General features: G+C 48.8%; 10 protein-coding genes. 7 read left to right on the forward strand and 3 right to left on the reverse strand.

What is annotated here, in order from left to right; translation table 11 throughout:
* The first annotated feature begins 37 nt into the window (after positions 1–37).
* From KOD92_RS00450 to KOD92_RS00480, 7 genes are all read left to right on the forward strand, one after another.
* Positions 38–763 (forward strand): NUDIX hydrolase, encoded by a 726-nt coding sequence (locus KOD92_RS00450; RefSeq protein WP_215232597.1) that lies wholly within the window; start codon positions 38–40, stop codon positions 761–763.
* Between the two features lie 505 nt (positions 764–1268).
* Positions 1269–1580: a type II toxin-antitoxin system RelE/ParE family toxin gene (locus tag KOD92_RS00455; protein ID WP_255567378.1), complete on the forward strand. Its 312-nt coding sequence runs from the start codon at positions 1269–1271 to the stop codon at positions 1578–1580.
* Complete coding sequence (locus KOD92_RS00460; RefSeq protein ID WP_215231558.1) at positions 1577–1891, forward strand: helix-turn-helix transcriptional regulator; 315 nt, start codon at positions 1577–1579, stop codon at positions 1889–1891. Before KOD92_RS00455 ends, KOD92_RS00460 begins: the two co-directional genes overlap by 4 nt.
* A 72-nt stretch (positions 1892–1963) precedes the next feature.
* Positions 1964–2563 carry a TetR/AcrR family transcriptional regulator gene (locus tag KOD92_RS00465; RefSeq protein ID WP_215231559.1) on the forward strand — a complete coding sequence of 200 codons (600 nt, stop codon included), beginning with the start codon at positions 1964–1966 and terminating at the stop codon, positions 2561–2563.
* 91 nt (positions 2564–2654) lie between these two features.
* Positions 2655–3836 (forward strand): efflux RND transporter periplasmic adaptor subunit, encoded by a 1182-nt coding sequence (locus tag KOD92_RS00470; protein ID WP_215231560.1) that lies wholly within the window; start codon positions 2655–2657, stop codon positions 3834–3836.
* A gap of 66 nt (positions 3837–3902) precedes the next feature.
* Positions 3903–7058 (forward strand): efflux RND transporter permease subunit, encoded by a 3156-nt coding sequence (locus KOD92_RS00475; RefSeq protein WP_215231561.1) that lies wholly within the window; start codon positions 3903–3905, stop codon positions 7056–7058.
* A gap of 43 nt (positions 7059–7101) precedes the next feature.
* Positions 7102–8523, forward strand: a complete 1422-nt coding sequence (locus tag KOD92_RS00480) for an efflux transporter outer membrane subunit (protein ID WP_215231562.1) — start codon at positions 7102–7104, stop codon at positions 8521–8523.
* A gap of 77 nt (positions 8524–8600) precedes the next feature.
* On the opposite strand, the gene KOD92_RS00485 is transcribed toward KOD92_RS00480, so the two are convergent.
* Genes KOD92_RS00485 through KOD92_RS00495 form a run of 3 tightly spaced genes read right to left on the reverse strand, consistent with a single transcriptional unit; the run spans position 8601 to position 14365 of the window.
* On the reverse strand, positions 8601–9293 hold the full coding sequence (locus KOD92_RS00485; RefSeq protein ID WP_215231563.1) for a DUF3823 domain-containing protein: 693 nt from the start codon (positions 9291–9293) through the stop codon (positions 8601–8603).
* An 8-nt stretch (positions 9294–9301) separates the two neighbouring features.
* Positions 9302–11149 carry a RagB/SusD family nutrient uptake outer membrane protein gene (locus KOD92_RS00490; protein ID WP_215231564.1) on the reverse strand — a complete coding sequence of 616 codons (1848 nt, stop codon included), beginning with the start codon at positions 11147–11149 and terminating at the stop codon, positions 9302–9304.
* A gap of 12 nt (positions 11150–11161) precedes the next feature.
* On the reverse strand, positions 11162–14365 hold the full coding sequence (locus KOD92_RS00495) for a SusC/RagA family TonB-linked outer membrane protein (RefSeq protein WP_229254465.1): 3204 nt from the start codon (positions 14363–14365) through the stop codon (positions 11162–11164).
* Between the last annotated feature and the right edge of the window lie 288 nt (positions 14366–14653).

Here is a 14653-nt window from a genome sequence, read left to right on the forward strand (position 1 = left end):
TCTATATTAGCATCCTACTAAACCTATACCCTGCATGATGGATTTCCCCAGTGAACAGAATTATATTGAGCAGCTTTCCATTGATTGTGTCATTTTTGGATACCATCAAAAACAACTCAAAGTACTTGTCCCCAAGCTGAATTTCAACGGTGACTTTTATGCATTGCCGAGCGGATTTGTGATCCAGGATGAAGATATTGACGCCGCTGCGGACAGGATATTGCGGGGGAGAACCGGAATCCAGGACACTTATATCGATCAATTCCACGTATTTGGAAAAGCCGGAAGAAGCAATGAAACGTTTCTCGACAAGCTTCTCGAACTCAATAAAGATACATTGGGAGAGAAAGGGATGAATAAAAAACAATACGACTGGATCACGAAACGGTTCGTTTCAATCGGCTACTACGCGCTGGTTGACATTAATAAGGTGATCCCAAAAAAGATCGCAATCGATGCGTCGATAGACTGGTACGACGTCCGCGAACTTCCGCCGATGATCATGGACCACAATGAGATAGTCGCCAAGGCCCTTGATCACCTCAGAATAAATATAGACGACAAGTTGATCGCTTTCAAGCTCCTTTCGGAAACTTTCACGATGAAAGAAATCCAGGAATTATACGAAACGGTTTTCAACAAACCCTTCGCCCGCAACAACTTTCAAAAGAAAATCCTGGACCTGAACGTGCTCGACCGGCTGGAAAAGAAATTTACCGGCGCAGCGAATAAAGCGCCGTTTTTGTATCGGTTGAGGGGGTGACCCGGCCCTCAGCCCGACCCCCTAACCCCCTGGGAGGGGGCTTTTGTTGTTGTTGCAAGGTTCTACCCCCAACCCCCTGGGAGGGGGCTTTTCGTTGTTCTTGTTGTTGTTGTTGTTGGAATTATGACCGGCGTAAAAGTCCCTTTAGGGATTTAGGGTATTTGCACGCTTTTACCCCAACCCCCTGGGAGGGGGCTTGTTGTTGTTGTTGTTGGGATTATGAATGATGTAAAAGTCCCTTTAGGGATTTAGGGTATTTGCAAGCCCCGACCCCCAACCCCTGGGAGGGGGCTTTTCGTTGTTGTTGTTGTTGTTGTTGTTGTTGTTGTTGTTGTTGTTGGGATTATCACCGGCGTAAAGTCCCTTCAGGGATTTAGGGTATTTCCCACCTCCCACCGTTACCAAACAAAACTTCCCGCGTCTAAAGGAAAATGTCTAATTACCATTGTTTCCCAATAAGGAAACTAATACCTTTGAGATGGAGAAGAAATTTGATGTATAGTTACTGCCGGAAGCAGTAGAATTTTTAAATGGAATGGACGATAAGGCGCGGGAAAAAGTCTATTACAATATCCGAAAATCGCAATTCGTCGCGGATGCTGCTGTGTTTAAAAAATTGAACAGGCACATTTGGGAATTCAGGACGATTTACCAGGGACTAGCATACAGGCTATTTGCATTCTGGGATCGCACTGCCGCCCGGAATACAATGGTTATTGCCACTCACGGGATTTTGAAGAAATCAAACAAAACTCCCGCAAAAGAAATTGAGAAAGCAGAAAATATCAGGAAACACTATCTAACACAAAGACAATGAAAACATCAGACAAACTGCTTGAAACAGTGCCTTTAGAAATTTTGATCGACAAACATATCGGTAAGGTAGGCACTGAGCGGCGGGATGCATTTGAGAATGAATTGCGGATTGAGCTGCTGGGTAATGCGATCAAAACTGCGCGAATAGATCGTCAGCTTACCCAAGAGCAGCTTGGCGAGTTGGTTGGCGTTCAGAAAGCACAGATTTCTAAACTCGAAAACAGCGTTACCAATGCGCGATTCGAGACGATTTTGAAGGTTTTTGCCGCACTTGGAGCGCGGGTTACGTTTTCGGTGGAAATGATAAAATGATTTTGAAACAAAATTCTTGACATTTAATACAAACGCTCCTACCTTTGCTAACATCGTTAGGTATTTTGATTGATGGGCATCACGGAAAGAAAGATCAGGCAGAAGGAGCATATGCGGACCAATATCCTGGCAGTTGCGTTGCGGCTGGTAAAGGATGAGGGCTGGCAGTCTCTGTCTATCAGGAAGATAGCAGATGCAATTGAATACAGCGTTCCGGTTATTTATGACCATTTTGCCAATAAGGAAGATATCCTCTACGAACTCTCCCTCGACGGTTTCCGTCTCCTAGAACGGACACTTGAAAAGAACAAACGTAATATTCGCGACCCAAGGGAGCTCCTGAAAGCGCACGCAGAATCCTACTGGAACTTCGCTTTTAAAAACCCGGAATATTACCAATTGATGTACGGTCTCGGAATGCCTTGTTCCGGATCCGGGAAGGTAAAACCTGAACTGAATGTGTTCCGAAACCACATTGGAGAAGCGATTGAAAAAATAGTAACTGATAAAAAATCGACAGATGATGAAACTTGCTTCAAAATTCATGCGTTCTGGTCGGTACTACACGGTTTGATCTCTATTATGATGATGCGCTGCTCCGATATTGACGATTCCACGATGAACAAAAAAGTAATGGATGATACCGTGGAAGCATTCATCAAAAATCTCTAAAATTTTTTTTCTCTTTCAGCTAACACTGTTAGTAATAATAACTCCACTACCCGTTTATAGTCAAACTTTTATCACCACAATCTTCATATCCATGAAAAAAAATCAAGCAAACTTCATGCAACAAGCAATAGTCGGCCTCGTGCTCACTTTTGCGACCGGAGCACTTTACAGTTGCGGCTCTACAACCGCCAATGCGCCTGCAACTCAGCCACCTGCGCAATCTCTACCAGTTTTGACAGTAAGCGATCACCAGGTGACGGCTTACCGTGAATTTACCGCCTCGATCGAAGGCAGCCGGGATATTGAGATCAGACCACAGGTGGAAGGGTACCTCGACCGCATTTCAGTTGACGAAGGTGCGTACGTAAGAAAAGGTCAGACTTTGTTCCACATCGACGCCAGGCCTTACCAGGAACAACTGAATACGGCAAACGCGAGCCTGCAATCGGCAAAGGCGGCGTTGGAAAGTGCGGCGATCAATGTTGAAAAACTCACGCCGCTGGTGGCCAATAATGTAGTTTCCGATGTGCAGCTCAAATCGGCAAAAGCCGCTCAGGATGCTGCCAGGGCCAATGTATCGCATGCACAGGCTGCTGTGGATGCGGCGAAGATCAATGTAGGGTATACTTCGGTGAAGGCGCCGGCTGACGGATATATTGGTACAATACCTTTCAAAACGGGTAGTTTGGTGGGGAAAGGTACTATCGAAGCGTTGACCGTTTTGTCTGAAACCAAGGATATTCACGTATACTTTTCAATGAGCGAACTGGATTTTCTTGAATTCAAACAACAATTCCCGGGCAATACAATTGAGCAGAAAATCAAGCATATTCCTGCTGTGGAGCTGCTGCTGGCCGATAATAGTGTGTATCCACAAAAAGGCAAGGTCGAAATCGTGGAAGGACAGTTTGACAAAACAATGGGCGCGATCAATTTCCGTGCGACCTTCCCGAATGTGAACGGACTGTTGCGTTCAGGGAATACCGGTAGGATCAAAATCCCGCGAGAACTGACAAGATCGGTGCTTATCCCGCAGGAAGCAACCTTTGAATTACAGGATAAAGTGTTCGTTTACACGGTACTCGACAGCAATAAAGTAGAAGGCAGACCAGTTACAGTTTCCGACAGAAGCGGCCATTATTATCTGATTTCCAAGGGATTAAAGCCAGGCGAGAAAATCGTTTACAACGGACTGGACAGGCTCCGCGACGGAATGGCCATCGCGCCGCAGAAAATGTCAATGGACAGCCTGCTGCTTGCCAATCCAATCTGATCCGGGAATATTCCTGACAAAAACATTAACACCATACTCCTCTCAACGGAGTAAAACAACACTTTCATGTTTCAGAAATTTATAGAAAGGCCCGTCCTTTCGACAGTGATCTCTGTGCTTATATTACTGCTCGGGATCATTTCACTCACCACATTACCGATTACCAAATTTCCCGATATTGCGCCTCCGACCGTCCAGGTAACCGCCGTATATCCCGGTGCGAACGCTGAGGTAGTGGCGCGCGCCGTGGCTACCCCGATCGAGGAAGCTGTGAATGGGGTTGAAAATATGACCTACATGACGTCGTCTTCCAATAATGACGGAACGATGGCGCTCAATGTGTATTTCAGCCAGGGTACCGACCCGGATATTGCCGCTGTAAACGTGCAGAACCGCGTTTCGAAGGCGATCAGCCAGATTCCGCAGGAAGTTGTGCAGGCTGGTATTTCGACCCAAAAACAACAGAACAGTATCATCATGTTCGTCGCGCTTTCGAGTGAGGACAGTACTTATGATGAGACGTTTCTGCTGAATTATATTAAGATCAACCTGGTCCCTCAGCTGCAACGTATACCCGGGGTCGGTCAGGCGCAGCCGTTTGGTACGCGCGACTATTCCATGCGGATCTGGCTGAAACCGGATCGTCTCGCTGCATACGGTTTGTCGCCTCAGGAAGTAACTGCGGCGATTCGTGAGCAAAGTCTTGAAGCGGCTCCCGGGCGGCTTGGCGAGAGCAGTTCGCAGGTTTTTGAATATGTATTGAAATACAAGGGAAAGCTGACGCAAAATTCAGAATATGAGGATATTATCATCAAAGCGAATAGCGATGGTTCGGTGATACGGCTGAAAGATCTGGCGCGGGTGGAGTTTGGTTCCTATACCTATTCTTCCAATGGAAAACTGAATGGAGATGCGTCTTCGGGTGTGGCTGTTTTCCAGACTGCCGGTACCAATGCGAACGAGATCCTGATCCAGGCGGAGGCGCTGCTGGCCGATTTCGAAAAAACCCTTCCGAAGGGTATGAAAACGACCATTATGTACAATTCCAAAGACTTTCTGGACGAATCCATCGGGCAGGTAACTACTACATTATTCGAAGCATTTATACTCGTTTTTATTGTTGTATTCATCTTTTTGCAGGATTTCCGTTCCACGCTGATCCCCGCGATCGCGGTGCCGGTGGCGATTGTCGGTACGTTTTTCTTCATGCAGCTTTTTGGTTTTACGATCAATTTCCTTACCCTTTTTGCATTGGTACTGGCGATCGGGATTGTGGTCGATGATGCGATTGTGGTCGTCGAGGCGGTGCATTCGAAGATGGAACTGACGGGCTTACCGGCCAAAAAGGCTACTACGGAATCGATGCACGAGATATCGGGCGCGATCATTTCTATCACGCTGGTGATGGCAGCGGTGTTTGTTCCGGTAGGATTTATGCAGGGTCCGGCGGGGGTATTTTACAGGCAGTTTGCATTTACATTAGCCATCGCAATTCTGATTTCAGCGCTCAATGCCTTGACGCTGAGCCCCGCCCTCTGCGCTTTATTCCTGAAAAACCCGCATGCAGATCCGCACGATCCGAACCATAAAAAGGGATTTTCAGCGAGGTTCTTCGCGGCGTTCAATACAGGTTTTCAAACGATGACCGGGCGCTATGTTAAAAGTCTGCAATTTCTGATCCGCCAGAAATGGATAACGATCGCCGGACTGGTAATTATCACAGGCTCAACACTTTGGCTTACCCAAAAAACACCTACCGGATTTATACCAACCGAAGACCAGGGTTTCTTGCTTTATGCATTGAATACCCCTCCGGGCAGCTCCCTCGACCGCACGCACAAGGCAATGGCGCAGGTGGATAGTATCGTAAAACAGTCGCCTATCGCCGATCAGCGGTATATTGTGGAGGGTATGAATATCATTTCAAACTCCAATGCGTCGCCTTACGGGGTAGGTTTTATCCGGATGAAACCAAAATCGGAGCGCGGCGAGGTGCAGGATTTCGACCAGATCGTGGCGATGATGTCGCAGAAAGTGAGGGCTGTAAACGATGCGAATGCGTTCTTTTTCACCTTCCCTACCGTCGATGGTTTTGGTAATGTGAGTGGTTTTGAATTCATGTTACAGGATCGTGGAAACGGTTCTCTGGAAAAATTGGGCGCGACAACTAACCAGTTTCTGGCTGCCTTGATGAAGAAAAAAGAGATCGCTTACGCATTTACCACCTTCGCAACAGCGAATCCCCAATACATGCTGGAAGTGGACAATGCCAAAGCAAAACAACTGAATGTACCTGTGAATGAGCTGCTTCAAACTTTACAGATCTACTACGGCAGCAGTTTCGTCTCCGATTTCAACCGGTTTGGCAAGTATTACAGGGTGATGGCGCAGGCCGACGCTTCCTACCGCGCGGATCCTTCTTCTCTCAATAATATTTACGTAAAAAATACACAGGGCGAAATGGTACCGGCCAACCAGCTGGTGAAGCTGAAACGCGTTTTCGGCCCTGAAACTGTGACGCGGAATAACCTGTACAATGCAGTGGCGATCAACGGAACACCGAAGCCGGGTTACAGTACCGGTGACGCGATCCGGGCGGTGAAAGAAACGGCCGACGAGGTACTTCCCAATAATTACAGAACAGAATGGACGGGTATGACGCGGGAGGAAATCAATGCGGGTTCGCAGATCCTGATCGTTTTCGTACTGAGTCTGGTGTTCGTGTATTTCCTGCTGGCTGCGCAATATGAAAGCTACATTCTTCCTTTCGCTGTGATCCTGACGATCCCGCTGGGGGTATTCGGAGTAATGCTGTTTATCAATCTGTTTGGTATTGAAAACAACATTTACGTACAGGTTGGGCTGATCATGCTGATCGGATTGCTGGCCAAGAACGCGATCCTGATCATGGAATATGCGGTACAACGCCGACGTGCCGGAATGACCATTATCGAGTCTGCACTGGAAGCTTCGAAGCTGCGTTTGAGACCGATTTTGATGACTTCATTTGCATTCATTGTGGGGTTAATCCCATTAATGCGCGCAACCGGCGGCTCGGCTTTGGGTAACCGTTCGATCGGTACCGGCGCAGTGGGCGGGATGTTGACGGGCGTTATTTTCGGGATTTTCGTGATCCCCGTGCTGTACGTGATCTTCCAGTATTTGCAGGAAAAAGTTGTTCCGATGAAGAAAGAAGAGGAAGTGGCAGCATTGCAGGATTAACAGAACGCCACCTTAAAACACCACGATTTCAACACAAAAGAGCATGAAATATATATTGAGTTTTAAAAAATACGCAGTTTTCCTGTTGCTGGCGGCGGTGATCGCTTCCTGCAAAATATCGAAGGATTACCAGCGGCCCGAACTTGCATTGTCTGAACAATACCGGGACGTGACCTTCGCGGACACAGCTACCATCGCCGACCTTAACTGGAAGGAATTTTTTCCCGACACCACATTGCAGCGGCTGATTGAGCAGGGTATTAATTATAATGTAGACTTGCAGCTGGCCGTCAAACGCATTGAAATTGCGCAAAGTCAGATGAAGCAGGCGCGTTTGCTGCAATTGCCCCGCGTCGATCTGCGTGTGACCGGCCAGTACAACCGCCCCTCCGCCAATAGTTTGAACGGGCTCAGTGCGACTAACTTTTTAAAGTCGAATCACATTGAAAACTACATTGCGAGCGTCGACCTGAGCTGGGAAGCGGATATCTGGGGAAGGATCAGAAGACAGCAGGAAGCAACGCTGGGCGCATATTTGCAGACTTATGAAGCCAGAAAAGCGGTACAGACCCGGCTGGTTTCCGACGTTGCAAAAGGCTTTTTGAATTTGTTGATGCTTGATAAACAGCTGGAAATCGCTAAGAACAATCTTGCGCTAAGCGATAATACATTAAAGCTGACCACATTACTTAAGAATGCCGGCGAAGTCACATCACTTTCTGTTCAGCAGGCCGAGGCGCAGCGCGAGTCGATTGCATTGCTGATCCCGCAGCTGGAACAGGATATTACGATCCAGGAAAATTCCCTGCAGGTATTGACCGGACAAATGCCGGCAGCCATCGCGAGGAATGTGAAATTATCGGAAATCAAGATTTACGAAAACCTCGCTACCGGCGTACCCGCAGCATTATTAAGCCGCAGGCCCGATGTAAGGAGCGCAGAAATGTCGGTTTTGATCGCGAATGCGCAGCTGGGTGTGGCGCAGGCCAATATGTACCCCACGCTGGCGATCACGGCGAGCGGCGGGATCGAATCCTTCAAATCGAGCAACTGGTTCAATATTCCCGGGTCGTTATTTGGCATCGCGGCTGGTACGATTGCGCGGCCGATTTTTGCCAGAAGACAATTGAAAACCGCCGTGGAAGTAGCCAAAACGCAGCGGGAACAATCCGTGATCGAGTTCAGACAGTCGATATTGAATGCGGTGGGAGAAGTTTCAAACTCACTCGTGCAAACAGTCAAACTGACCGAGCAGGATTCGATCGCGAACCGACAGGTTGCCATTTTGCAGCAGGCGATCACGAATGCGCAGCTGCTTTATAAAAGTGATATGGCCAATTATCTGGAAGTGATCACGGCGCAGGGCAATGCATTGCAGGCTGAACTGAACCTCGCATTTATCCGCAGCCAGTCGATGGTAGCGCGGGTAGAGTTGTACAGGAGCTTGGGCGGCGGCTGGCAATAATATTTCATCAGCAAATGAAAATCCCGGACGCAGCATTTAGCGTCCGGGATTTTTTTATACAAATACAAAAACCGTGGCTATTTCAGCATGATCTTCTGCGGCTTGCCAAAGAGCATTTCCCCTACCCCGGAAGTTTTCACGCCGATCCGTGCGTACACATAATCGCGGCCGGCCAGAGCAGCAGACAAAGTTGCAGTCAATGTGATCGGTTTCGTCAGGTCGGTAATATTCGCCGCCACTTCCTGCGCATTGCCCGCATTGTTATTCGGATCGACGATCGTGGTGGTACCAATGTACAGGTTCACCCTTTCGAGGTTGCGGGAAGTGTTTATTTGTTTGAGGTTAAAAGTCGCATTCACTTTTCCTTCGCCTTTGGAATAGGTCTCATTTTCAAACACAAAAAAGGGCTGCACCGGTACATCCAGCTCCTGGGTACCGCTAAGCTGCACGTCGATCGTGTCGGTATTATCTACCCACGGACCGTTTCCGCGGAGTCGCACCAGTTTGTAGTTTCCGTCAAAAAGCGAGGCAGAGAATGTACCGTCCTGATTTACATAAACCGGGATTTTGGTAAACAGCTGATACCCCCGCTGCCAGATTTCTAGCTGCACCCCATTCGAGCGCACACCCACCGGCTCGCCATTGAAAACCACGCGGCCCTTCAATACCGACTTCGGTTCAGCACGGTTATCCTTTTCGCAGGCGCTGAGCACAGTCGCCAGTGCGAGGAGGCCAAGTATCTGATTTACAAATCTATTTTTCGTTTTCATAGTGAATATCAGTGAAATGGGTTCCGGACGATTTTGGGATTATTGTCGATGATAGCCTGGTCGATGGACGAATAATAGTTGCCCATCTGGAAAAAGCGCGGCGCACGGAAACGGGGCGCAACCAGCTTGTCGAACACGTATTTGTTGTGGGTCGGGTGGCCGGGCCGAACTACGCGATAGGGATACAGCGCATAGATCACCGCATCGGGATTGGAAGCATTTCCGTTCCAAACCTCGTGCGCAGTCCGCCAGCGGATCAGGTCCCAAACGCGGTGATCTTCAAAAGCCAGCTCTACGCGCCGCTCGTTTTGCAGCCGCTCGATCGTCAGCGTTTTCAGACTGTTAGCTCCGAAGCCCGCCCGCTCACGGACTACGTTTACGTACTTTAATGCATTGGCCGTTTTACCCGTTTCCAATGCGGCTTCGGCTGCATTCAGGTAAATTTCGCCTAACCGGAAACGTACCCACCACATATCACTGCGGATTCCGCGCGTGCTCGACATAGCCGTCTGGTCCACATATTTTCTCAGGTAAAAACCCGAATTGGTAACCTCCGTCTGCGACCGCTGCGGACCTGATGAGCCCGTAAGCAAGCCGCCGTCATCGTAGGTTGCCCCCAGCGTATTCGACTCTACATTCTGAAAACTTCCGGAAGCATTGTTCCATACTTTCACACCTGCCTGGATCTGCACGGGCGTGCCACGGAACGAGGTACCCGGATAGATAACAGTACCATAGAGGCGCGCATCTTTATTGGCAAAAACATCCTCCATTTTATCGTAGTACACATAATCCGTGTTTGCCGCATTCCTGGTTTTGAGCGTGCCGGGCGTGCCGTCGAGGTATTCGTAATCCTCCACCAGGTTCAGCGAAGGCGTGATCGATGAAGATGAAAGGTTGTCTTCCCGCACATTTCTCGCAATGTTATCGTAGGTAAACCCGTGCCTTTTATCCTTACTTACCAGATAATCCTGCGCAAGTATCACCTCTGCATTTGCTGACTTTTTAGTGATCGCATCGTAGAAATTCTCGCCCAGGTTCGGGTTGGTTTTGTAGAGCGAATATTTGCCGCTATTGATGATCTCTTCCGAAGCCGCCAGCGATTTCGCGTAATAATCTGCCGCCCGCGACGCCGGAATACCTACCTCGCCGCCCGGTGTCGAGATCGGCGACGCCATCAGGTTATTGTATTTGGCAATAGAGCCTGCGTATAACATAGCGCGACTTTTCAGCGCCATCGCCGTAAACTTGTTGGCGCGGGTATTGCTCCCGTCGTTGCCCAGCTGCTCTTTGATCGCATCGAGCTCGGAGGCGATGAAATCGTACACTTCTTCCTCCTTGTTCCGCGGCTGCTGTAAATAGGAAGGATCGCCATTGAAGTCGTAGATCAACTGCTTCGTTACCAGCGGCACGCCGCCCATTCTTTTAACCAGCTCAAAATAGACAAATGCCCGCAGGAACCGGAATTCGGCAGAAAATTGGGCTTTTTGTCCTGCCGAAAGCGAGGTACCGAATGTTTCGATATTCTCGATTGCGAGGTTTATGTCCCGGATCAGGCCGTAATCCCAAAGCCGCCAGCGGTCGAAAGGATAGGAAACGATATTGTTTCGCCCATCATCGTTGTTGGACCACATTGCTTCGTCGTAAGCCGCAAATTCCGCCCAACCAGTGGTGAGTGAAGTGTGCGCGGGCAGGCGATCGTAATAGTTGGCGAGCAGGCCGGTGATCATTTTGGTATCGTTCCAAACCTGTTCTTCGAGGATTATATTCTGCGGCTTCCTGTCGAGCCACTGCTCTGCGCAACCCGAAAGGATCAGGATGAGACAGGCCAGGATATATTTGGTAAATCGTTGCATAAGGAAATCAGATTAAAAATTGATGGTGAAACCGGCATTGAACAGGCGCTGCTGCGGGTACACGAGCGCATTCCCCGACGATATTTCAGGATCGATCTCGTATTTCTTCACATTGTCGATCGAGAACAGATTGCTCGCATTGACATAAACCCGGAAACCGTTACTGCCCAGTTTCTTGAATATTTTCTGGTCAAAACTGTAACCCAGCTCGATATTCCGCAAACGGATGTAGCGCACATTCGTGATCCAGAAATCGCTTTTACGGAAATTCACGTGACTCGAATTGTCTTTACGGATTGCTGGATAAGTACCTGGTATCCATTCACTTGTTGCATCAAACGGATCGGCGCGGTGCCAGCGGTCTTCGAGCATGAAGTGCGGCGAGGTACCATTGTTCTGATACGGTATTTTCAATTCCCAGGCGCGCTGAAAGCTTTGCAGCGACGCGCCTGCAAAATCGAAAAACAGTGAAAATCCTTTGTAAGCCACACTTCCGTTCAATGCAAAACTCACATACGGATTCGCTCCCTCGGCATACCCGATCGGACGCTCGTCGAGGGTATTGATAATTCCGTCCCCGTTGATGTCTTTGTAAATAAAATCACCCGGAAGCTGCGTGCGGTTACCTTGTTCGTCATTGTTAATAGGGTGACTTTCAATCTGTTCCTGAGACTGGAACTGACCCTCTACCTGGTAACCCCAGTTGATATTACCCCAGCGGTCTACGTACGAATCGCGGTATTCATTGTAGGAATTACCAAAACGCGGCTTGTAGAAATCGAGGTCGCGGCGGCGTGATAATGTCGCGTTTGCACTCAAAGTATAATCCACTTGCCCTACCGAACTTTTGTAGGTCAATACCCCTTCCATTCCGCGGTGCGTATCGCTGTTCAGGTTTTCGTTGGGCAGGGTGTAACCTACTTCCGAAGGCAGCAAAACGTCGTAGCGCGCGGCTGGCAAACCTTCTCTTTTCCGCTCAAAAATATCAAACTGCCCGCTCAGCTTTCCGCCCAGCAAACCGAAATCAATACCAATATTTGAAGAAATATTCGTGATCCAGGAAAGTGTGGTAATAGGAAGTCCGCGAGGTCTTACACCTATGTTATATTGTCCGTTAAAAATGGCGCTTCCCTGCAAAAAGTTGTAGCCGGGCAAGTAGCTGAAAGGTGCTACAATGAAAGGCTCATTAGCCACAGTCGCATTCCTGTCACTACCGGTGCGGCCATAAGAAGCCCTGATTTTGAGGCTGCTGAATACATTTTCAAGCTTTCCTTTAAAAAACTCCTCTTCCGAAATCCGCCAGCCCGCCGAAACGCCTGGGAAAAAACCGAAACGTTTGCCCGGCGCGTACAGAAACGATCCGTCATAACGCCCGACAGCTTCTACAAGGTATTTTTGTTTATAGTTGTAGTTGATCCGGCCAATGTAACCCGCCCGTGCTTCCGTGCTCCATTCATCGATCAGCAGATCCTGATTCGCAAACGACATGAGCGGAATGTAATTATTTGGAGGCACGGTGTGCACGACCAGGTAAGTATTCACATTATCCGACTGCTCGTAAGCCGCAACCGCCGACAGTTCATGGTCACCGAAAGTTTTGTTATAATTCAGCTGAAACTGTGCAAAACGGTCGATGATATTCCGTTTACGGCGCTCACGCCAGGGATTCTGGTTACCACCGCCGGCTACTACATTGTAGGTATCTGTTGCCGTATCATAGTTGTAGGCGTCATAAGTGTATTCAAAACCGTCAAAATCGAAGTTGTGGTACTGATAGGAATAGGTACCTTTTGCTTTCAGGCCAAATGCAAAATCGTATTCGGCATAAAAGTTACCTTTCACAACCCGCGTCAGCTCGTCGACATAACCTGTTATTTCTTTCTTATAGGTAGCAGGATTTACGTTTACATTGTGCGTCTGATTGATGTATTTCGGGTTATCGTTTGCATAGGGGCGCTCGGTCGGCCACATCGTGAAAATGCTGAGGAACGGGTTGAAATAATCGTCCAGTCCAGGGACTCCCGCCTGAGAACGGTTCTCAATGCGGCCACTGATCTGCGCGCCTACTTTCAGTTTTTTGGTCACATAAGATTCTACGTTGGCCTGCACATTGGTACGCTTGAAATTGAAGTCGCGGATCAATGCATCCTGGTTCAGGTGACCTACGGAAAGGAAATAGCTGACCTTTTCAGTGCCGCCGGAAACGTTCGCATTCAGCGAGTACTGGGGCACGTTCGGCCGCATTACCATTTTATAATAATCGAAACTCTGGAATCCCTTTTCGGTCCCTACGCGCCATTTTTCCAGTTCCTCACGGGTAATGGAAGGCGTACGCCCCTGATTTACATCGGATTCTACGAGTCCGCGCATGTGCTGGTAGGCGCTCGCGGGTTTTGGGTAGCGGGTAAAATTCTGCAAACCATAATAGGCATTGATGTTGATCTTTGCCGGTCCGTCGCCCGCCTTGCCCCTCTTGGTGGTGACCAGCACAACGCCATTTGCAGCTCTTAAACCATAAATAGCAGCGGAGGCATCTTTCAGAATGGAGACACTTTCAATGTCATTCTGGCCGAGGTTATTGAAGTTGGCAGCGTCGGAAGGTACGCCATCGATCACATACAATGGAGCGCCCAGGTTACGGATCTGGATCGTAGTGGCCGCACCGGGACGCGCGTCGGCTTTCCGTGCGGTGATCCCCTGCACCCGGCCCACGAGCGCATCGGAAGTACCGATCGAAGGCGTGCGTATCAGATCGCGTGCCTGGATATTGCTTACCGCACCCGTTACCGCAGCCGAAGACTGCGTACCATAACCCACCACAACCACTTCTGTAAGCTCCTCACTACTAGGCAGCAATGTGATCGTAAATGCAGATTGGTTACCAATTGCCACGTCCTGGGAAGTGTAGCCAATGAAGGAGAAGGTGAGCGTTTGCGCCGCGTCCTCCACCGATAAACTAAACTGGCCGTCGGTACCTGTGGTGGTTCCTTTACTAGTTCCTTTTACGACCACGCTCACGCCGGGCAGCGGGCCGTTCTTTTCGTCTACTACCTTGCCCGTGAGGGTTTTGTCAAAACGCTGGTGCACATGCGCAGCTCGTGCGGCGGACGCCGGAACTGTCCCTGCAAAACCCTGAAATTGCAGCATTCCGGTCACCGACAAGGCACAAAGGATTCTGCAAAATCCCGGGCGGGAATTTCGTCTGATTAGGTTCATAAATTTTAGTTTTTGATTACAGGTGAGAAATAAAGATTTGCATACTGAATTGTTTATTTATATAATTTATTGATAAAATACCAATGAAAATCAGACATAAGTGTATCGTTCGGCAGATTACGGTCACCTGCCGACCCTATTGAAAAAGCACCTGATTCTGCTGCCGGATCGCGGAATTCATTCAGCACACATCCTAACCCACAGCACTAAACGCAAGATCAAATCCGTCGCAACCGTATTTAATGTACAGCTGCGACTCAAACTTATTCGATTTTCACAATACAATTT

It is taken from the genome of Dyadobacter linearis (assembly GCF_907165045.1).
GTDB lineage: Bacteria > Bacteroidota > Bacteroidia > Cytophagales > Spirosomataceae > Dyadobacter > Dyadobacter linearis.